14 protein-coding genes and 1 riboswitch are annotated in these 19,188 nt (G+C 72.3%); of the genes, 5 read left to right on the plus strand and 9 right to left on the minus strand.

Annotation, left to right across the window (positions count from 1 at the left end; all coding sequences use genetic code 11):
• Nucleotides 1-17 precede the first annotated feature (17 nt).
• Nucleotides 18-1,610, plus strand: a complete 1,593-nt coding sequence (locus AWC30_RS06820) for an FMN-binding glutamate synthase family protein (RefSeq protein WP_085109437.1) — start codon at nucleotides 18-20, stop codon at nucleotides 1,608-1,610.
• Here AWC30_RS06820 and AWC30_RS06825 read toward each other — a convergent pair.
• The 4 genes from AWC30_RS06825 to AWC30_RS06840 form a co-directional block, all read right to left on the minus strand.
• Nucleotides 1,607-2,959: an esterase family protein gene (locus AWC30_RS06825; protein ID WP_085109438.1), complete on the minus strand. Its 1,353-nt coding sequence runs from the start codon at nucleotides 2,957-2,959 to the stop codon at nucleotides 1,607-1,609. The genes AWC30_RS06820 and AWC30_RS06825 overlap by 4 nt on opposite strands.
• Nucleotides 2,960-3,183: 224 nt before the next feature.
• Nucleotides 3,184-4,218, minus strand: a complete 1,035-nt coding sequence (locus AWC30_RS06830; protein ID WP_085109439.1) for a DUF2804 domain-containing protein — start codon at nucleotides 4,216-4,218, stop codon at nucleotides 3,184-3,186.
• A complete protein-coding gene (locus tag AWC30_RS06835; RefSeq protein ID WP_085109440.1) occupies nucleotides 4,211-5,359 on the minus strand; it encodes an SRPBCC family protein in 1,149 nt (382 codons plus the stop codon). The genes AWC30_RS06830 and AWC30_RS06835 overlap by 8 nt, the downstream gene beginning before the upstream one ends.
• A gap of 31 nt (nucleotides 5,360-5,390) precedes the next feature.
• Nucleotides 5,391-5,900: a metallophosphoesterase family protein gene (locus tag AWC30_RS06840; RefSeq protein WP_085109441.1), complete on the minus strand. Its 510-nt coding sequence runs from the start codon at nucleotides 5,898-5,900 to the stop codon at nucleotides 5,391-5,393.
• A gap of 73 nt (nucleotides 5,901-5,973) precedes the next feature.
• On the opposite strand from AWC30_RS06840, the gene AWC30_RS06845 reads away from it, so the two are divergent.
• Complete coding sequence (locus tag AWC30_RS06845) at nucleotides 5,974-7,461, plus strand: protein adenylyltransferase SelO (RefSeq protein WP_234807969.1); 1,488 nt, start codon at nucleotides 5,974-5,976, stop codon at nucleotides 7,459-7,461.
• 4 nt (nucleotides 7,462-7,465) lie between these two features.
• Here the strand turns inward: AWC30_RS06845 and AWC30_RS06850 are convergent, their stop codons facing one another.
• Nucleotides 7,466-8,383: a universal stress protein gene (locus AWC30_RS06850; protein ID WP_085109443.1), complete on the minus strand. Its 918-nt coding sequence runs from the start codon at nucleotides 8,381-8,383 to the stop codon at nucleotides 7,466-7,468.
• Between the two features lie 72 nt (nucleotides 8,384-8,455).
• Nucleotides 8,456-8,567: riboswitch (SAM riboswitch) on the plus strand.
• Between the two features lie 35 nt (nucleotides 8,568-8,602).
• Between AWC30_RS06850 and AWC30_RS06855 the strand changes: the two genes are divergently transcribed.
• Both AWC30_RS06855 and AWC30_RS06860 read left to right on the plus strand, forming a co-directional pair.
• Complete coding sequence (locus tag AWC30_RS06855; protein WP_085109444.1) at nucleotides 8,603-10,030, plus strand: ADP-ribosylglycohydrolase family protein; 1,428 nt, start codon at nucleotides 8,603-8,605, stop codon at nucleotides 10,028-10,030.
• Entirely contained in the window at nucleotides 10,027-10,632 is a 606-nt protein-coding gene (locus AWC30_RS06860; RefSeq protein WP_085109445.1) for a hypothetical protein, read from the plus strand. The genes AWC30_RS06855 and AWC30_RS06860 overlap by 4 nt, the downstream gene beginning before the upstream one ends.
• On the opposite strand, the gene AWC30_RS06865 is transcribed toward AWC30_RS06860, so the two are convergent.
• The 3 genes from AWC30_RS06865 to AWC30_RS06875 all read right to left on the minus strand — a co-directional run bounded on the left by AWC30_RS06865 (nucleotide 10,629) and on the right by AWC30_RS06875 (nucleotide 13,419).
• Nucleotides 10,629-10,847, minus strand: coding sequence for a hypothetical protein (locus AWC30_RS06865; RefSeq protein ID WP_133053668.1), 219 nt, complete (start codon nucleotides 10,845-10,847; stop codon nucleotides 10,629-10,631). The genes AWC30_RS06860 and AWC30_RS06865 overlap by 4 nt on opposite strands.
• Before the next feature lie 60 nt (nucleotides 10,848-10,907).
• A complete protein-coding gene (locus tag AWC30_RS06870; protein WP_085109447.1) occupies nucleotides 10,908-12,323 on the minus strand; it encodes a DEAD/DEAH box helicase in 1,416 nt (471 codons plus the stop codon).
• A 244-nt stretch (nucleotides 12,324-12,567) separates the two neighbouring features.
• Nucleotides 12,568-13,419 (minus strand): acyl-CoA thioesterase, encoded by an 852-nt coding sequence (locus AWC30_RS06875; protein ID WP_085109448.1) that lies wholly within the window; start codon nucleotides 13,417-13,419, stop codon nucleotides 12,568-12,570.
• Between the two features lie 194 nt (nucleotides 13,420-13,613).
• Here AWC30_RS06875 and AWC30_RS06880 point away from each other — a divergent pair, with 194 nt between their 5' ends.
• On the plus strand, nucleotides 13,614-14,093 hold the full coding sequence (locus tag AWC30_RS06880) for a universal stress protein (protein ID WP_165756452.1): 480 nt from the start codon (nucleotides 13,614-13,616) through the stop codon (nucleotides 14,091-14,093).
• A 35-nt stretch (nucleotides 14,094-14,128) separates the two neighbouring features.
• Here AWC30_RS06880 and AWC30_RS06885 read toward each other — a convergent pair whose 3' ends face one another.
• Nucleotides 14,129-19,003 carry a cation-translocating P-type ATPase gene (locus AWC30_RS06885; RefSeq protein WP_085109450.1) on the minus strand — a complete coding sequence of 1,625 codons (4,875 nt, stop codon included), beginning with the start codon at nucleotides 19,001-19,003 and terminating at the stop codon, nucleotides 14,129-14,131.
• Between the last annotated feature and the right edge of the window lie 185 nt (nucleotides 19,004-19,188).

Here is a 19,188-nt window from a genome sequence, read left to right on the forward strand (position 1 = left end):
AGTCTGCACAGTGACTCATGTACCGATTTCTGACATTCGCGGCGCTCGGTGTCGTCGCGCTTGCGGCGGGTGTGGCGGCGGTGTTCGCCGCGTGGCCGTGGTGGTTTCTGGCGGCGCCCGCGGCCGTGTTGTTCGCCGTGGGGGTCTACGACCTGATCCAGCGGCGCCATTCGGTGCTGCGAAACTACCCGGTGCTCGGGCACATGCGGTTTCTGATGGAGGCACTGCGGCCTGAGTTGCAGCAGTACTTCATCGAACGCGACTACGACGGCCGCCCCTTCGACCGGGAACGCCGCACGATCATCTACGAGCGCGCCAAGGGGATTCACGCCGAGCAGGCGTTCGGCACCGAACGTGACATCGACGGCCTGGGTTACGAACACCTGGCGCACACGGTTGCCCCGGTGCCGATCCCGGCCGAGCCCCCGCGGGTGATCGTCGGCGGACCGGATTGTCGCCAGCCGTATTCGATGGCGCTGCTGAATGTTTCGGCGATGAGCTTCGGGGCGTTGTCGGCCAACGCGATCCGCGCGCTGAACAAGGGCGCTGCACTCGGCGGGTTCGCCCACGACACCGGGGAAGGCGGGCTGACCCCGTATCACCTGGAGCACGGCGGGGACCTGGTGTGGGAGATCGGGTCCGGCTATTTCGGGGCGCGCACGCCCGACGGGAGGTTCGACCCGCAGCAGTTCGCCGACAAGTCCGCGCACCCCAACGTCAAATGCGTCTCGCTCAAGCTCAGTCAGGGCGCCAAGCCCGGGTTGGGCGGCGTGCTTCCCGCGGCGAAGGTCAGCGCCGAGATCGCCCGCTACCGCGGAGTGCCGGTCGGGGAGAAATGCGTGAGCCCGCCGTACCATTCGGTGTTCTCCACGCCGCGGGAGCTGATCCGGTTCATCGCGCGGATGCGGGAACTCGCCGACGGTAAGCCCACCGGGTTCAAACTCTGTGTCGGAACCCGCCTGGACGTCCTGGCGATCTGCAAGGCGATTCTGGCCGAGGGCGCCGCCCCGGATTTCATCATCATCGACGGTGCGGAGGGCGGTACCGCGGCCGCGCCGCTGGAGTACGAGGACCACGTCGGGATGCCGTTGACCGACGGGCTGATGACGGTGCACAACGCGTTGGTGGGCGCCGGGTTACGCGACCGGATCAAGCTGGGGGCCAGCGGCAAGGTCGCCGGCGCCACCGACATCGTCAAGCGGTTGATCCAGGGCGCGGACTACACCAACGCCGCCCGGGCGATGATGATGGCCGTCGGCTGCATCCAGGCACAGCGCTGCCACACCAACACCTGCCCGGTCGGGGTGACGACCCAGGACCCGAAACGCGCCCGGGCGTTGGACGTCGGGGACAAGAGTGTGCGGGTGCAGCGCTACCAGGAGGCGACGGTGCACCACGCGATGCAGATGATGGGATCGATGGGCGTGCATCGGCCCGAGGAGCTTTCGCCGCACATGCTGCGCAAGCGCATCGCACCGACGATCGTGCGCTCCTACGCCGAGCTCTACGAATGGCTGGAACCGGGCGTGCTGCTGGCCGAGCCGCCGGAGTCGTGGGCGCGGGTGTGGGCGGCGGCCAGCCCGGATTCCTTCGGGTTGCCGCGGCGCTAAACGGTCGGGTAGCGCTGCGGGACTTGCTGGTATTGCGGCGGGTACTGCTGCACCGGGTATTGCTGCACCGGGTATTGCGGTGCGGGGTACTGCTGGACCGGGTATTGCTGGACCGGGCCCGGTTGGGTGGGGTACTGCTGGGTCGGCAGTTGACGGCCCGGGACCTGGCCGGGAAGCTGCTGGTTCGGCACCTGTTGACCGGGCACCTGTTGACCGGGGAGCTGGCCGGGCACTTGCTGGTTCGGGACCTGACCCGGCACCTGCTGGGCCGGCGGCTGCGGGTTGGGCAGGGCGTCGTTGGACGGGGCGTCGTTCGGCGCGCCCGGCGCCGGGCTCTCCGGGGCCGGCGTCGCAGGCGGCTCCTCGGCGCCCACCCCGAGCACCCGGATCAGGTCCGGCTTCATCTCCTGCAGCTGCTGGCCCCAGTACCCCCAGCTGTGGGTGCCGTTGGCTGGGAAGTTGAACACCGCGTTGCGGCCGCCGGCCGCCTGGTACACCTTCTGGAAGTCCTTGTTGCTGCTGACCGTGATGTTCTCCAGCACCTGCGCGCTGTAGAGGTTCGCCCCTCCGCCGCCGTCGAGGTCCGACGGGGTGCCGCTGCCGCAGTACACCCACACCGCGGTGTTGTTGGCCACCAGCCGACCGACGTTGACCGTCGGGTCGTTGCGCCGCCAGGCCGGGTCGTTGGCCGTGCCCCACATGTCCACCGAGTTGTAGCCGCCGGCGTCCTTCATCGCGAAGCCGATCAGGGTGGGCCACAACCCCTTCGACGGGTTGAGGAACCCAGACAGGGACCCGGCGAAGACGAACTGCTGCGGATGCCAGATGGCCAGCGTCAGCGCCGACCCGCCCGACATCGACAACCCGACCACCGCGTTGCCGGTGGGGGAGACCTGCTTGTTGGTCGAGAGCCAAGCGGGCAGCTCCTGGGTCAGGAACGTCTCCCACTTGTAGGTCGTGGTGCCCGCGGAGCCCTTGGCCGGCTGGTACCAGTCGCTGTAGAAGCTGGACTGCCCGCCCACCGGCATCACCACCGAGATGCCCGAATCGTGGTACCAGTCGAACGCGGCGGTGTTGATGTCCCAGCCGTTGAAGTCGTCCTGCGCGCGCATCCCGTCGAGCAGGTAGAGCGCCTTGGGTCCGCCGCCCTGGAACTCGACCTTGATGTCGCGGCCCATCGCCGCCGACGGCACCTGCAGGTACTCCACCGGCAGGCCTTCCGAGGAGAACGCCGCCGCCTGCGGTGCGGCGGTCAGCAGCCCCGCGGTCAGCGCGGCGCCGGCCAGCACGGCCGACAGCCGGCGCAGCCGGGTGCGCGACTTCGTCGTAAGCGTCCCTAGCGTCCGCACGTGCGTCCCTTCCGTCACCGGATGTCGTCGGAAACTAACAACGCACACCGGGGTGGTCCGGGACGCCACGCGGCCTGTGATCGGCTTGTGACGTCACCTCAACCGCCCACCCGTACCGGCCCGGACCACGAGTGACGTGTCGAATGCGATAGCGCATGCGCTACTACCTCGGATGAGCCACCACACTTACGCGCGGAATGGGCGCCGGCCTCCCGCCTGACCGCTCACCAGCGCATCCGGACGTCCTCCGCCCAACCCAGCAGCCCGTCGATGGCGAGTTCGCGGCCGTCGTCGGTGCGCACCCGCCCGTGGTAGTGCCCAAAGCATTGGTCGGTGCGGGTGCCCAGCAGCCCGACGTCGGCGCGGGCGCGGTGATCGTGAAACGGGACGAAGGTCAGCTCGACCTGATCGGTGCCGATCGTGCGGATCGTCCACGGCCGCAGGAAATCCGACCGGTCGTAGTCCCAGTGCAGGTCGGCGTGGATGCGGGTGAGCCGGCCGTCCACGCACAGCGCGTTCTCGGTGGTGCCGGTGCCGTCGGTCCACTTTCCGCCGAACTGCAGCCCGACGACGCGCCCGCCGGTGCGCCCCGACGCGCTGCCCCAGTTCCACCGCGCCGAGCGCGGCCAGCGGCCGCGGCCGTGATCGAGGGTGCCCCAGGCGTCGTCGCCGAAACCATAGACCTGCTCGCCGATGCGCACCGTCCCGGACGCTGGGCGGGTGTTGTGTTTGGAGGTGTACTGGAACCGGTCCGCGTTCCAGGGCACCACCACGCTGAGGCTCTCGTGCCCGTCCGGTGCGGCGACCAGCAGGTCGACCTCCACCGGTGCGCCGCGCAGCGTCGTGCAGCGCGCGGACAGCCGGGTGCCGCCGTCGGCGACGCTGATCGCGGTGCGCAACCCCAACCGCCCGGGCCGGGCGGGGCCGAACATTACGTCCCCGCCCGCCGGGGTGCCCGCGATGTACTCCGGTAGCCGCGGGGAGCGTGCGGGCGGGCCGAGGGTGGCGCGGGTGAACTCCTTACCGGTGTAGTCGAAGACGTACAGCGCGTTGAGCGACAGGAAATCCAGGTCGGCGACGGTCAGGGCGACCAGGTGCGTCGGGGTGGTGACACACCAGTGCTCCCAGCGTTTGGTGCGGCCCCAGCCGGACAGGTTGCCGCGGTGCAGGGGTCGGCGCGACCACCCCACCGCGGCCGGGTTCAGCCGCCCGTCGGGCAGGCACAGGTCTACCGGGTCGGTGATCTCACCCTCAGCCATCGGCCGCGCCTAGAGCCCCGACGCGGCCCTGTTCGAAGGCCGCAAGCCGGCGACGCGGGATGTCGTAGTAGCGGCGCATCAACTGATCGCGTAGCTCCGGGGGCAACACCGCGCGGGTGGCGCGCAGCCAGGTGGGGGCGTAGCGGCGCGGCAGTTCGGCCATCAGCCGGTCGGAGGCGATGCGGAACACGGTGGCCATCCGCAGGTAGTCGGCCCGGAAGTACACGTAGTCAATAGGGTCGGTGGCAGATCGGCCGGCGAAATCCTCGACGTAGGTGGCGTGCAGCGCGCGCGGCAGGTCGGATTCGATGTGCGCGGCCACCCCCAGCAGCAGCGCCTTCATCATGTCTTCGGCCGATCCGCTCGCCCCGGCGCGCTCGGCCAGGCCCCAGGCCTTGGCCCACGGTTTCTCGGTGGGTTCGCCGCGCTCGAAGGCGGTCAGGTTGGCCAGATACAGCTGGTGGAAGCGCGGGATCAGCCGCAGCACCCACTCCGGGTTGTCGGCGCGCCCGGCCCGCAGGTGGGCCAACTGTTCCTCGGTGACGTACTGGTAGACCCGGGCGAACCACTGTTTGGGGTCCGCGGCGCCGGCCAGCCGGTCGGCGATCGCGCGCTGCTCGGCGAGCACCGCGGCCACCTGCTCGTGCAGGGCGGGCAGGTCGCGTTGCTCGAGGTGCCGCGGCGCCGGCAGCGCCGCAGCGGTCGCATCCGGCGCCAGCTCGGCCAGCCGGCGCAGCGAGCGGCGCAACTCGCCGCCGATCAGCCGCTTGCTCACCGCCGCCAGGCCCGGAACGGCGAAGCGCAGCAGCACCTCCCAGCGGATCGTGCAAGCGGCGTCGCCGGCCGGGGTGATGGTGATCGTGCCGGTGTGCTCGCGCAGTGCGGCGACCCCGCCGATCACGGTGTAGCCGAACCGGTGCGGCGGTTCGGCGGCGTGGACGACCTCGGTGAGCCGGGCCGCGCCGCGCGGCAACAGCACCCGCCGCAGCGCGCCGACGCCGTCGGGCCGGCCCCGGTCGCCGGGGTCGATGAGCTCGATGCGGGCGGTGGACCAGGTGTTCATCCGATCCGGGTCGGTGAGCAACGTCCACGCGACGGCCGCCGGCGCGGCGACCGGTTGCTGGGTGACCAGGGTGACCATGTAGACAACCTGTGTTGTCAGCGCCGTGCTGTCAACCCCGCCGCACCGGATCCAGCCGGTGCAGCCGGACGTCGGCCAGCGCGCCCGCGTCGACCCGCGCTGTCATGTATGTGCAGTGCGGCTGGCGGCGACGGTCGGTCGGCGAACCCGGGTTGAGCAGCCGCAGCCCGGTCTCGGCGGTGCTGTCCCACGGGATGTGGCTGTGCCCGAAGACCAGGACGTCGGTGTCCGGGTAGGTGCGGGCCATCCGGGCGTCGCGCCCGGCGGCCGCGCCGGTCTCGTGCACGACGGTGAACCGCACCCCGGCCAGGGCCACCTCGGCGCGCTCGGGCAGGCGTCGGCGCAGTTCGGGACCGTCGTTGTTGCCCCAACACCCGACCAGCCGCGCCGCGCGGGATTCGATCGCGTCGAGCAGCGCGGTGTCGATCCAGTCGCCGGCGTGCAGCACCACGTCGGCGCGGTCCACCTCGTCCCAGACCGGCACGGGAAGATCCTTGGCCCGCTTGGGCACATGGGTGTCGGCGATCAGCAGCAGCCGCATACCCGCCGAGCCTAGGCGGGCCGATGCCTTACGTCCCGGCGCCGTGCCGCGGGGCCGCCCGTAGGCTGGAGGGGTGAACGCTGGAGGAGTGGGCACTGGAGGGGTGAGCACGGCGGGCACCGTGGCGCTGGACAACCGGTTCGCCCGCGAACTGCCCGAGCTGGCCGTGCCCTGGCAGGCCACATCACCGCCGGACCCCAAGGTGCTGGTGCTCAACGAACCGCTCGCCGTCGAGCTCGGCCTGGATCCGGCCTGGCTGACCACCGCCGACGGCATCGGGCTGCTGACCGGAAACGGCGTGCCCGACGGCGCCACCCCGGTCGCCCAGATCTACTCCGGGCACCAGTTCGGCGGCTACGTCCCGCGCCTCGGCGACGGGCGGGCCCTGCTGCTCGGTGAATTCCCCGACGGCCGCGACCTGCACCTGAAGGGATCGGGGCCGACGCCGTTCGCCCGCGGCGGCGACGGGCTGGCCGCGGTCGGGCCGATGTTGCGGGAGTACGTGATCAGCGAGGCCCTGCACGCGCTGGGGGTGCCGACCACCCGGGCGCTGGCGGTCACCGCCACCGGAGGTGTGGTGCACCGCGAGTCGACCCTGCCCGGCGCGGTGCTGGCCCGCGTGGCCGCCAGCCACCTGCGGGTCGGCAGCTTCCAATACGCCGCCGCCTACGACCACCACCGCCCCGAGGCGAACGTGGTGCGCCGGTTGGCCGACCACGCCATCGCCCGGCACTACCCCGACGCCGCCGACGCGGACAACCCGTACCGGGCGCTGTTCACCGACGTGGTCGCCGCCCAGGCCGCGTTGGTGGCGCGCTGGATGCTGGTCGGTTTCATCCACGGGGTGATGAACACCGACAACATGACGATCTCCGGGCAGACCATCGACTACGGGCCGTGCGCGTTCATGGAGGCCTACGACCCGGCCACGGTGTTCAGCTCCATCGACATGGCCGGCCGCTACGCCTACGGCAACCAGCCCGGCATCGCCCAGTGGAACCTGTCCCGCTTCGCCGAGACCCTGCTGCCACTGCTGGCCGAGGACACCGAGCAGGCCGTCGAGTGGGCCGTCGGGGTCCTCGAAGGCTTCCCGGAGCTCTACGAGAAGACCTGGGCCGCCGGGATGCACGCCAAACTCGGTCTGCCCGAAGACCTCCCGCCTGCCGAAACCGCCGGGCTCATCGAAGACCTGCTTACCTTGATGCAGCGCAACCACCGCGACTACACGTCGTTCTTCCGCGCCCTGGCCGACGTGGCCCGTGGCTCCGCCGGGGTTGACCGGGCCGCGTTCACCGACCCGGACTCGTTCGGCCCGTGGGTCACCCGCTGGGCCGCGCTGCGCCCCGACCCGGCCGCGATGGACCGTGCCAACCCGATCTACATCCCGCGCAACCACCTGGTCGAGCAGGCACTGAGCGCCGCCACCGCCGGCGACCTCGCGCCGGTGCAGAAGTTGCTGGAGGCGGTGCGTGCCCCGTACGAGCCGCGACCGGGGTTCGAGATCTACGCCGAGCCGGCACCGGCGGAATTCGGTCCGTACCAGACCTTCTGCGGCACCTGAGCGATCACCGGCGCGCCACGATCACCGGGGCGTCCGACGCCTGCGCCAGCGCGGTGCTCACCGAACCCAGCAGCATGCCGGCGAACCCGCCGCGGCCGTGGCTGCCCACCACGACCAGTTGCGCCTCCTCGGACAGGCTCACCAGGTTCGCCGTCGGCTGGTGCGGCTCGACGACCCGGCGCACCGCGACGTCGGGATAGCGTTCCTGCCACCCGGCGAGGCGTTCGGCCAGCACCCGCTCGGCGTCCGGCCGCATTGCCGGCCAGTCGAATTCGACATAGTCGAGTACCTCGACATCGCTCCAGGCATGGAACGCGATCAACTCCACCCTGCGCCGCGACGCCTCGTCGAAGGCGATCTCGGTGGCCACTTCGGAGACCATCGAGCCGTCCACGCCGAGCACCACCGGCAGCGGTGAGGGTGCCAGCACCGCCGGGACGTCGCCGGGGATGACCGCGACCGGGCAGCGCGCGTGGTGGATCAGCCCGGAGCTGACCGAGCCCAGCAGCAGCCGGCGCAGCATTCCGCGGCCGCGACAGCCGACCACCACCAGCCGGGCCTCCTTGGACAGCTGGGCCAGGACCGGTACCGGCGCGGCGAAGAAGACGTGGGTGTCGACGTGCGGGCGGGCGGGCCCGGCTTCCTCCTCGACCACGCGGAGGGCTTCATCGATGATCTGCTGGGCGCCGTCGCGTTGGCGTGAGCCCGGGTCGTCGGGAAGTGCGGCCACCGGCCCGCCGAGCGCCAGGATGTTCCACGGCGGGGTGTCGATGACGTGGACGATGGTCAGTTTCTCGTCGCGCAGCACCGCCTCGGCGGTGGCCCAGCGCAGTGCCCGCACCGCCGAGTCCGACCCGTCGAAGCCGACCACGATGCCCCGATCCGTCACGTGCGCCTCCTGTCGGTGTCCCCAAGCTATCATCGCCAGCCTTCCAGACCTTCGTGTTCGCCCAGGTCAATCGGGTTGTCGGTGGGGTTCGCTAAACTGTGGGTGCTTCATGAGTGGCCGTCGCCAAGCTCCGACTGGGCGGCCCGCCAACCCCACGCTCGTGGGTGGCTCGGATGACGAAGCGACCGTCGCCGACCGGCAGCGGTAAGAGCGCCTCCGTTCCGGGGGCCATCGGCCTCGAAGGAGGACACCATGAATGCCATCACCCGCGACCGCGCCTGCGGCGCACTGCTGGGCACCGCCGCCGGTGACGCCCTGGGCGCCGGCTATGAATTCCAGGGCCCGCGCGGCCCGCAGGAGCCGGTCGCCATGATCGGCGGCGGGCTGGGCCCGTTCGCGCCGGGGGAGTGGACCGATGACACCGCCATGGGGATCGCCATCGCCGAGACCGCCGCCACCGGGGCGGACCTGCGCGACGAGGCCGCCCTCGATGTCATCGTGCGCCGCTGGGCGCACTGGTCGACGACCGCCAAAGACGTGGGCGTGCAGACCCGGACCGTACTGGCGAAGGCCACCAACGCGGCGGCCGCCCGGGCCGCGGCGGCGGCGCTGCACGCTCGCACCGGGCGCACCGCGGGCAACGGGTCGTTGATGCGGACCGCCCCGGTCGCGCTGGCCTACCTCGACGACGAGGCCGGCCTGGCGCAGGCCGCCCGTGCGGTCAGCGACCTGACCCATCACGATCCCGACGCCGCCGACGCCTGCGTGCTGTGGTGCGCGGCGATCCGCCACGCCGTACACACCGGCGATCTCGACGTGCGGGTCGGGTTGGGACTGCTCGACGCCGACCGGCGCGCGTCGTGGTCGGCGCGGATCGAGGCGGCCGAGGCTGCCGAACCCGCGGCCTTCACCGCGCGCAACGGCTGGGTGGTCGCGGCGCTGCAGGCGGCCTGGTCGGCGATCGTGCACACCCCGGCGGTGGCCGAGAACCCGGCCGCCGGGGTGTTCCGGGCCGACCGGATGCGCCGCGGACTGGAGGCCGCGGTGCGCGGCGGCGGGGACACCGACACCGTCGCCGCGATCGCCGGCGGACTGCTCGGGGCGGCGTTCGGCGCCTCGGCGGTACCGGGGGAGTGGCGGCGGATCCTGCACGGCTGGCCGGGGTTGCGCACCCGCGACCTGATCGCGCTGGCCGACCGGATCGTCACCCGCGGTGAGCCCGACGGGTTCGACTACACCTACGGCGGCTTCCCCGGCGCACCGGTCGCGGTCGCACACCCGCACGACGGCGGGGTCTTGATCGGCGGGATCAGCGCGATCCGCCGGCTCCCGGAGCCGATCGACGCGGTGGTGTCGCTGTGCCGGGTGGCCGACGAGCACCTGCCGGCCGGGATCGAGCACCTCGATGTGCGCCTGATCGATGCCGACGGGCAGAACGCCAACCTCGATTTCGTGCTGGCGGACACCGTGCGGACGATCGAGCAACTGCGACAGGAGGGGCGCACCGTGTTCGTGCACTGCGTCCAGGCGCACAGCCGCACCCCGACGATCGCCGCGCTCTACGGTGCGCGGCGGGCCGGGATCGACATCGAGCAGGCGTTGCGCGAGGTCGTGGCCGTGTTGCCGGACAGCTACCCGCGACACGAGTTCCGGGCGGCGCTGCGGCGGTTGGTGCCATGAGCGGGCTGAGTGCGCCCGACGCCGCGCTGCGTGAGCGGATCACCGAGCTGTGCGTGCACATCCCCTGCGGCGGCATCCGCGGCCCGGTGTTGCACTACATACCGCGGCGCCCGGATTACTCGGAGCGCTGGCAGTCCTGCCGCTGCGAGGACGAACCAGAGGTCTGGCCGGAAAGCGACGTCTCCCGCGAACGGGACCTGTGCGTCATCTGCTTTCGCGGCACGGCAGGCGGACGATCGCGCTGGGCGTGGCATGCCTGCCCGGACTGCCGCGACGTCAACGAGACGTTGGGCCGCAGATGGGGCGTGCGCCCCTTCCGGCTGGGCCGACACTCCATCATGAACGGAGTCGGGGTGCGGTTCGCCGACCCGCCGGAAAAACAGGCCGAGGACACGGCGCGGCTGATCGAGTTCGCCCGCGGCGACGGGCGACTGCGGGACTGGCGCCGCCGTGAATACCGGCGGCTGGCCGGACATTTCGACCCGCTGGCCGACATCCCGCTTCGGGAATGGCAACAGGCGTGGCCGCCGGGGCGGGCCGCCTCCGTCGACGCGTTCACCCGACTGCTGGACCGGCAGCTGCCACTGCCACCGCCGCGTTAGTACGGGACGATGCCGCGCCGGTGTGGGTGGCCGCGGCGCTCCCGGGCGGTGGCGAGCACCAGCAGGGCGGTGATCGCCAGGCCCGCGACCACGGTCGCGGCCAAAGCCAGCGCGATCGCGCCCAGCATCGTCGCGGCGTAGGCGATGATCGCGGAGACCGCGAACGTGGTCAGGGCCGGGACCAAATGTGGTGGTTGAGATCGGTGAGCCGTCATGGCCGCGAAGCTACGGCAGGGCTCTGACAGGGCTACGGCGACACGGTTACGCCGACAGGGTTACGCCGAACGGGCACCGGCCGGACGCGCGGCACGGCGCCGCTGCCGAGAAGCCGGAGCGCTGTGCCCGCCTGAGGCGATGCGTGTGGAGGTCGGAGCGGTACGCCCCGCGGTCGGAGCGGTGCGACCCGCGGCCGGGGCACTGTGGCCGGCGCCGCGTCCGCCGCCCTGCCCACCACCGGAGCGGCGACGCCGCCGCGGCTTGGCCGCAGCCGGGGCCGGGGCCTGCTTCGGGGCAGGCGGTTGATACGGCGCGACCTCGCCGACCAGCGCGGTGACCGGCGCTGAGTCCGCACCGACCTGCTGGGGGCGGGCGGTGATGCCGGCCTTGCGCAGCAGCACCGAAGCGTCCTTGCGCTGCTCGGGCAAGACGATGGTCACCACATCCCCGGCGCTGCCGGCGCGCGCGGTGCGCCCGGAGCGGTGCAGGTAGGACTTGTGCTCCACCGGCGGGTCCACGTGCACCACCAGGTTCACGTCGTCGACGTGGACACCGCGGGCGGCGATGTCGGTGGCGACCAGCACCCGGGCATCGCCGTTGGAGAACGCCGCCAGGTTGCGGTCGCGGGCGTTCTGGGAGAGGTTGCCGTGCAGGTCGACCGACGGGATGCCGGACTCGGTGAGCTGGCGGGCGAGCTTGCGGGCCTGGTGCTTGGTGCGCATGAACAGGATTCGCCGGTCGGTGCCCGACGCCAGGGTGTGCACCAGCTGTTTTTTGGCGCTCGCGTCGGCGACGTGGAACACGTGGTGGGTCATCGCCGCCACCGGTGAGGTGACGTCGTCGACGGCGTGGGAGACCGGGTTGCGCAGGAATCGGTTGACCAGCTTGTCCACGCCGTTGTCCAGCGTGGCCGAGAACAGCAGTCGCTGGCCGTCTTTCGGTGTGGCGGACAGGATGCGGGTGACTCCGGGCAGGAAGCCCAGGTCGGCCATGTGGTCGGCTTCGTCGAGCACGGTGATGCGCACCGCGTCCAGGCTGATCAGCTTCTGGCGCATGAGGTCTTCGAGCCGGCCGGGGCAGGCCACCACGACGTCGACACCGCGGTTGAGGGCATCGACCTGCCGGTTCTGCGACACGCCACCGAAGATCGTGGTGACGGTCAGATCGTTGGCGGCGGCCAGCGGCTTCAGGGTGGCGGTGATCTGGGTGGCCAGCTCGCGGGTGGGGGCGAGCACCAGCCCGGTCGGGCGGGCCGGGCGGCGACTGGAGCGAGTCAGTCGGGCCGCCAACGGAATCGAGAACGCCAGCGTCTTGCCGCTGCCGGTTTTACCGCGGCCCAACACGTCTCGGCCGGCGAGAGTGTCGGGCAGGGTGTCGACTTGGATCGGGAACGGGGCGTCGATGCCCGCGGTGGTCAAAGCGGTGACGATCGGAGCGGGCACGCCCAGATCGGTGAACGAAGGTGCAGAAGTCATGGTGATACGAGGTGCCTTTCAGGCATCGGGTGTGCGCAGCGGTGACGCTGTCGGCACAGAATGGCGAGATTGCCGGTGGGCAAAATCGATCGCCGCGAGAAGAGCTTGTGCGGGGGCACGGATCACCGGAGTGATGCAACGTTCCGCGACGTCGCCGGCTCGAGGCCGACACTGTGGGGAAGTCTATCCGGTGTACGGCGGGTTGCGTCGACCCGGCCGGTCAGATGTGACCGAACACACGATCTCAGCCGCGGCCGAAGTACAGCTCCTGGGTCGCGGTGCAGACCAGCGCACCGGAGCGGTTGTACATGGTCGCGCTGGCCAGGCCACGGCCGCCGACCCCGCTGGGGGAGACCTGGTCGGAGAGCACCCAGTCGGACAGGTCCACCGGCCGCTGGAACCACAGCGCGTGGTCGATGAGCGCGTTGAAGACGCTGACCTGGGTGGCGCGGCGCTGGGTCAGAGCCGCCTCGACCATCGTGGTGCCGGTCAGATAGGTCAACAGACAACTGTGCAGCACCGGGTCGTCGGGCACCGGGCCGGCCGGCTTCCACCACAGCCGGGTGCGCGCCGGCGCGTCGGTCAGATCCTGGGCCAGCCGCGGCGGGGCGTCGATGTAGCGCAGCTCGAACGGACGCTCGCGCACCCACAGCCCGTCGAGCTCCCCGGCATAACCGGAAAGCTGGTCCTGCATCGGTGGGAGGGCGTCCGGGTCGGGCACCTCGGGCAGCGGCTGGTGGTAGTCGGGAGCCTCGACCGCGGCGGTGAACGAGGCGAGGGTCTCCAGCAGGATCTGGTCGTCCTGATGCGCGGTGACCTGACGGGTGGCCAGGGTTCCGCCGTCGCGGATGACCGCCACGTGCAGATCGACCGGCCGCCGGGCGTCGCCGGCGCGCACGTAGTAGGTGTGCGCGCTGTGCGGGGTGCGGCCCGGGGCGGTGAGCGCCGCGGCCATCAGCGCCTGCCCGGCGATGTGCCCGCCGACGATGTGGTGGGCCGGGTTGTCCAGCTGGACGGCGCGGAAGTGGTGTTCGGTGCGCCGCTCGACGTGCAAGGTGGCGATGATGTCGGTCAGCTCGGGGTAGCGGTAGGACATTCGGTCATCTTGCCGGGTGCTGTTTCGCGGCGCGGGATCAGCCGCATGGCGCCGGCCAGAACGGCGAGCGCGAGGGGCAGATCCAGCCGGTGTAGTTCGGTGCCCAACAGTCGAGACGTAACCGAAACGCGAGAAGCCGTTTCGGTTCAGGGCGGAATGGCTACCACTGTGCCATGAGCGCAGGAGCCGGGATCGTGGTCGGCATCAACGGATCGGCAGCGTCACGCGTGGCGGTCCGCTGGGCCAGCCGCGAAGCCGAACGGCGCGATCTGCCGCTGACGTTGGTGCACGCGGCATCGACCCGACTGACACGGCTCGCCGAGCGCAAACTGGTTCTCGGAAATCACGAACTGCCGCACCGGCGCGTGCAACACATCATCGATGATGCCGTGGACGTCGCCGGTGACAGCGCCCGGCGCGACGGGCCACCGGAGGTCACCGTCAAGCTCGTCTTCACCGAACCGGTCGACGCTTTGACCGAGTCGTCCCGTGACGCTGAACTGGTCGTCGTCGGCTCGCGGCACCGGTCGAGCTTGCGGCGTGCGTTGTTCCCCACCGTCGGATCCGCGCTGACGGTGCGGTCGCGCTGTCCGCTAGCCGTGATCAGCGAGCGGAATCGCCGCATGCCGCACCCGGGTCACTCGCCGGTAGATGTCGGCGTGACCGGGTGGTGAGATAGCCGAGCCCGGGCGTGGGGGCCGGGCCGCGGTCAGTCGGTCCCGGCGTACTCGGCTTCACCGATGTCGGCACCGGCCTGGTCCAGAGAGGTGTCGTCGGTTTCGTCGTCGGACTCGCTCACCCCGACTGTCCGCGCCACGACCGCGGGTGCCAGCACCGAGAGAGCCGTGGCCGTCCCGGTGGCCGCCGCCACCCCGGTCCAGGCGACCGGGCCCAGTGGCGTGCAGCCGAAGAACTGGCTGATCCCGGGGGTCTGCACGATGCCGATCAGCACCACCGCGCTGCCCAGCGCGGTGGCCACCACCAGCGGGCTGTGCCGGCGGGTCAGCAGCGTCTGCACCAGCTGGGTGCCCACCAGTGCGGTCAATCCCATTGTCGCGGTGCGACGCTGGGTGCCCGGTGTCCAGCGTCCGATCGCCCAGGCGCCGGTGGCGCCGGCGGCGGTGACCGCGCCGCGGATGACGATGTGGCGCATCAGCGAGGTGTCCAGCGTCGGGGGCGGTGCGGACAGGATCGCCCGCTGGTTCGCCCACTCGGCCGCCTCGTCCTCGGGGTCGACCTCGGCCTGACCGTCGGTGGGCTCATCGGGTTGCGGGTACTGCGGGGTGACCGCGACCGCGAGCGCGGGGAACATGTCGGTGAGCAGGTTGACCAGCAGCAGTTGGCGGGTGCCGACCGGGGACCGGCCGGAGCCCAGTGCGGTCCCGATGACCGTGAACAAGACTTCGCCGACGTTGCCGCCGACCAGGATGGAGACCGCGTCGCGCACACCGGTCCACATGCCGCGGCCCTCCACCAGCGCGTCGAGCAGCACCCCGAGATCGTCTTCGGTCAACACGATGTCGGCGGCGCCCCGCGCGGCTGAGGAGCCGCGACCGCTGACCCCGACACCCACGTCGGCCATCCGGATCGCGGCGGCGTCGTTGGCGCCGTCGCCGACCATCGCGGTCACCTGACCGCTGCGTTGCAACGCGGCGACGATCTGCACCTTCTGCTCGGGGCTGACCCGGGCGAAGACCTGCGCGCCGGCCGCGAGCTTGGTGAAGCCCTCCTCGTCGAGCACGGCCAGCTCGGCCCCGGTGACCTCCGCGGCGTCGGGTGGGATGCCCAGTTGCCGGGCGATGGCGCGGGCGGTGACCGGGTGGTCGCCGGTGATCAGCACGACCTTGTGGTTCGCCTCAACCAGGGCCTCGATGAGTGGGCGCGCCGAGGGCCGCAGGGTGTCGGCCAGCCCGACGAAACCGATCAGCTCCAGGTCCCGGGCGACCGCGTCGACCGCGTCGGCGTCGGTGTCGGACTCCTCGGTCGGTCCGTCCCAGCCGTGCCGGGCGACCGCCAGCACCCGCAGGCCCTGCTCGGCCAGGCCGGACACCAGCGTTTCGGCGCGGGCGTAGTCGGCGTCGGGGTCGGCGAACCGGCAGCGGGGCAGCACGACTTCGGGGGCGCCCTTGACCATCAGCATCGGGGCTTCGGTGCCGGTGCGCCCGATCGTGGCGGCGTAGCCGCGGTTGGATTCGAACGGCACCTCGGCCAGCACCGTCCAGTCGGCATCGGCGTCGGTGCCGGCGTCGGCCAGGTCGGCCGCGGCGGTGAGGATCGCCTCGTCGGTGGCGTGGGCGTGGCCCTGGCCGTCGCGCGGCTGGGTGCAGGCGCGCGCCGCGGCCTGCAGTGTGCGGCTGTCCCACTCGTCGGTGTCTTCCGGCGCGGCGGTCGGGGTCACGCTGCGCACCACCTTCAGCCGGTTCTCGGTCAGCGTGCCGGTCTTGTCGAAACACACCGTCTCGATGCGGCCCAGCGCCTCCACCGCTCGCGGGGTGCGCACCAGCACCCCGTGCCGGGAGAGTCGCTGGGCGGCGGCCAGCTGGGCCATGGTCGCGACCAGCGGCAGCCCCTCGGGGACCGCGGCCACCGCGATCGCCACCCCGTCGGCGACCGCCTGGCGCAGCGGGCCGCGGTGCAGCAGCGCCAGACCGGTCACCGCGGCACCGCCGGCCAGCGTCAGCGGCAGCACCTTGGTGGTCAGCTCGCGGAGCCGGGCCTGCACCCCGGCGGCGGTGTCCACGTCGGCGATCGCCGAGATCGCCCGGCGCGCAGCGGTGCCCGCGCCGGTGGCCACCACGATCGCCCGGGCGTGCCCCGCGACGATGGTGGAGCCCTCGAACAGCATGCTGGCCCGCTCCGGGTCGCCGACCGCGACCGCGTCGACCTGCTTGTCCACCGGCACCGACTCGCCGGTCAGCGAGGATTCATCGACCTCGAGGTCCTCGGCGATCAGCAGCCGCGCATCGGCGGGCACCACGTCGGGGGCGGCCAGGTCGATGACGTCGCCGACCCGCAGGGCCTTCGCCGACACGGTGACCGTGCGCCGCCCGGTGCGGGCCGCGTCCAGCCGACGCTTCGTGGTGGCGACCGGCGGCAGCACCACCCGGCGTGCCGGGGTGTCCTGCTCGGCGAAGAGGTCGGCGACCGCCGCCTCGGCGCGCAGCCGTTGACCCCCGCCGACCAGCGCGTTGACCGCCATCACCCCGGCGACCAGCAGCGCGTCGATGTTGCTGCCGACGATCGCCGAGGCGGCCGCGCCGACGGCCAGGATCGGGGTCAGCGGATCGGCGAGTTCCTCGCGGGTGGCCGCCAGCAGCCGCCCGGCCCGCCCGGCCGGGCCGCGCAGCGGCGCCAGCGCCGGGTGGTCGACGAAGTCCTCCAGGGCGCGACGCCAGCCCGGCGCGCCGACCTCGACGTCCAGCGGCCGCGCGGAACCGGTCAACCGGGAGTAGACGATCTCGGGATCCAGGGCGTGCCAGGCGGTCAGCGGCTGCGGGGTGGGGTCGGGTTGGCGCAGCACCTTGCGCGCCGACAGCGAACCGACCAGCAGGGCGGTCGCGCCGGCGGCGTTGACCGGGTCGAGCCAGCGGCGCACCGCCAACGGGCCGGGGGTGCCGCGGGAGTCGCCGGCCATCAGCAGCAGACCCGCCAGCGTGCTGCCGCCCTGAGCGAGCCGGACCGCGGCTTCGCTGGCGTAGCGGGCCACCGGCAGCGCCGACAGGATCCGCACCGCGGCCGCCAGATCGGTGCCGGTGATGATGTCCGCGCTCCACGGGGTGGCCGCCTGCGGGTCGTCGAGTGCCACCCCGACGTCGGCGATGGCCAGCGCGGCCAGGGTGTCGGTGGAGGCGAAATCGCGGTGCAGGGCGGTGATCAGCAGCACCGGCCCGCGGTCGGCACGCAACTCGCGCACCAGCTTCAACAGCGGGGTGCCGGGCGGGTGGCTGGCGGCGACGCTGCCGGTCAGATCCTGGGTCCCGGCGACATGGCGCAGCACCACCCGCGCCCCGCTGCGGTGCGCGGTCTGCAGCAGCGGCACCGCGAACGGGTCGACCTCCCAGCCGACCTTGACCCGGCCGACGACCTCACCGTCGACGACCAGGTCGGCGCGTTCCAGCCCCTGCACCGGCGCCGCCGACGGTTCGGCGCGCACCCAGCGCAACCGGGCGCCGGTGGCCGGCAGTTCGTCGGGGTCGGGGTCGGGGGCCTGCTCACCGTGCAGCAGGGCGTCGGCCACCTCATAGACCCGGTCCTCGTCCCAGCCGGGCAGCTCGCCGCGGGCGTGCAGCACCGCGCGGGCATCGCCACGCAGCGCCGCCCCGTCGATCACGATCACCTTCACCCGGTCCATCCGGCGCAGCGCACCGGGGTCGAGAACCATCTGGCCGGTCTCGGCCAGGCCGCGGCCGAGCACCGCGCCGAACGCCTGCCGGCCCAGATAGGCGCCCTTGGGCACGCCGGCCAGGACCGCGCCGGCCGCCTCGTCGGCGCCGCCGCCGGCCAGCAACGCACCCGCGGCGGCGACCAGCGAGGCGTTGGCGGCCTGGTCGGCGTAGGACTCCACCGGCCCGGACATCGAACCCTTGGCGGTGTCGATCGCCGAGTCGATGGCGCCGTCGACCACCACGTGGGAGGCCTCGCCGACGGCGGTGGCCGCCGACTGGTGCCGTGGGGTCTGTGACCCGGCGCCGGCCGAGGAGATGATCGGCACCACCGCGGCCTGTGGGCGTCGTGGTGACGCCAGCGCCGGCTCCCGCTGTTGCCAGCGGCGCCGATGCGCGGCCGCCTCGGAGATCTGCAGGCCGCGCTGGGCCAGGTCGACCAGTGGGGTGCCCACCGCCTGGGTGAGCCCGTGGGCGACGGCGGTGGAGGCGGCCAACGCCAGGTCGGTGCCGACCCGGCCCAGCCGCGACTCCAGCATCGACACGATCCGCGGCTGATTGCTGGCCACGGCGGCGGCGCCCCGGGCGGCCAGCGGTGCCATCGGCAGCCGGCCGAACCAGCCGGTCACCGCCGCACCGATGGCCGCCACGTCCATGGCGGCGGCGGTCAGCGGCACCACCAGCGCCAGCGGGTTGCCCGGGTCGGCGAACGGCACGGTGCGCGGGGTGGACTGCGCGGTGCGCCGCCCCACCGTCTCGGCCGCCGCGGTGACGGTGTCACGCACCGCAGCCAGCACCCGGTCGACGTCGGCGTCGGGGGCGATGTCGATCACCAGCCGGCCCAGTCCGCTCTCGACGTGGGCGCTGCTCACCCCGGGGATGGCGCGCACCGGTGTCTCGACGGTGTCGGCGTGCTCGTGCCAGCGGGAGAACGGCAGCAGCGGTTCCAGATCCAGGTGCACCCGGTGTCCGCTGCGCCAGCGCACCGGCAGCGCCGAGCCGGACCGGGTGTCACCGAGGAATTGGCCGGCGGTCTGGTTCACCGACTCGATGACCGGGCCGAGGATCGTCTGCACCGTGTCGGTGGCACTGTCACGCAGCCAGGCGGTGCTTTCGGCGGCGCCGGTGACGCCGGCCCGCAGCAACTGCGCCGCGCCGCCGGTGATCCCGCCGACGAGCGTGGTCACACCCGGGACTGCCATTGCCTCACTCCTTACGGAAGCCTGCTCAACATGCCGGTCGGCGTGCTTTTCGACGTCGCGGCCGGCCCGGCGCTCCGAGGGCCCCGGCGTTTGCTGCGGCGCGCTCGATGGCGCGCCGATCGGTTGGGTCGACGACGCGGTTCTGGACGCCTCCCCCCGATCTGTCGAGCATATTCGAGATGCGG

It is taken from the genome of Mycolicibacillus trivialis, from assembly GCF_002102395.1.
Taxonomy (GTDB): Bacteria; Actinomycetota; Actinomycetes; order Mycobacteriales; family Mycobacteriaceae; genus Mycobacterium; species Mycobacterium triviale.

Excerpts from the sequence above, each read along its gene's own strand:
- AWC30_RS06820 (WP_085109437.1), top strand. The coding sequence starts at position 18 with ATGTACCGATTTCTGACATTCGCGGCGCTCGGTGTCGTCGCGCTTGCG.
- AWC30_RS06830 (WP_085109439.1), bottom strand. The coding sequence starts at position 4,218 with ATGGCTGAGGGTGAGATCACCGACCCGGTAGACCTGTGCCTGCCCGAC.
- AWC30_RS06835 (WP_085109440.1), bottom strand. The coding sequence starts at position 5,359 with ATGGTCACCCTGGTCACCCAGCAACCGGTCGCCGCGCCGGCGGCCGTC.
- AWC30_RS06840 (WP_085109441.1), bottom strand. The coding sequence starts at position 5,900 with ATGCGGCTGCTGCTGATCGCCGACACCCATGTGCCCAAGCGGGCCAAG.
- AWC30_RS06850 (WP_085109443.1), bottom strand. The coding sequence starts at position 8,383 with ATGATAGCTTGGGGACACCGACAGGAGGCGCACGTGACGGATCGGGGC.
- AWC30_RS06855 (WP_085109444.1), top strand. The coding sequence starts at position 8,603 with ATGAATGCCATCACCCGCGACCGCGCCTGCGGCGCACTGCTGGGCACC.
- AWC30_RS06860 (WP_085109445.1), top strand. The coding sequence starts at position 10,027 with ATGAGCGGGCTGAGTGCGCCCGACGCCGCGCTGCGTGAGCGGATCACC.
- AWC30_RS06865 (WP_133053668.1), bottom strand. The coding sequence starts at position 10,847 with ATGACGGCTCACCGATCTCAACCACCACATTTGGTCCCGGCCCTGACC.
- AWC30_RS06870 (WP_085109447.1), bottom strand. The coding sequence starts at position 12,323 with ATGACTTCTGCACCTTCGTTCACCGATCTGGGCGTGCCCGCTCCGATC.
- AWC30_RS06875 (WP_085109448.1), bottom strand. The coding sequence starts at position 13,419 with ATGTCCTACCGCTACCCCGAGCTGACCGACATCATCGCCACCTTGCAC.
- AWC30_RS06885 (WP_085109450.1), bottom strand. The coding sequence starts at position 19,003 with ATGGCAGTCCCGGGTGTGACCACGCTCGTCGGCGGGATCACCGGCGGC.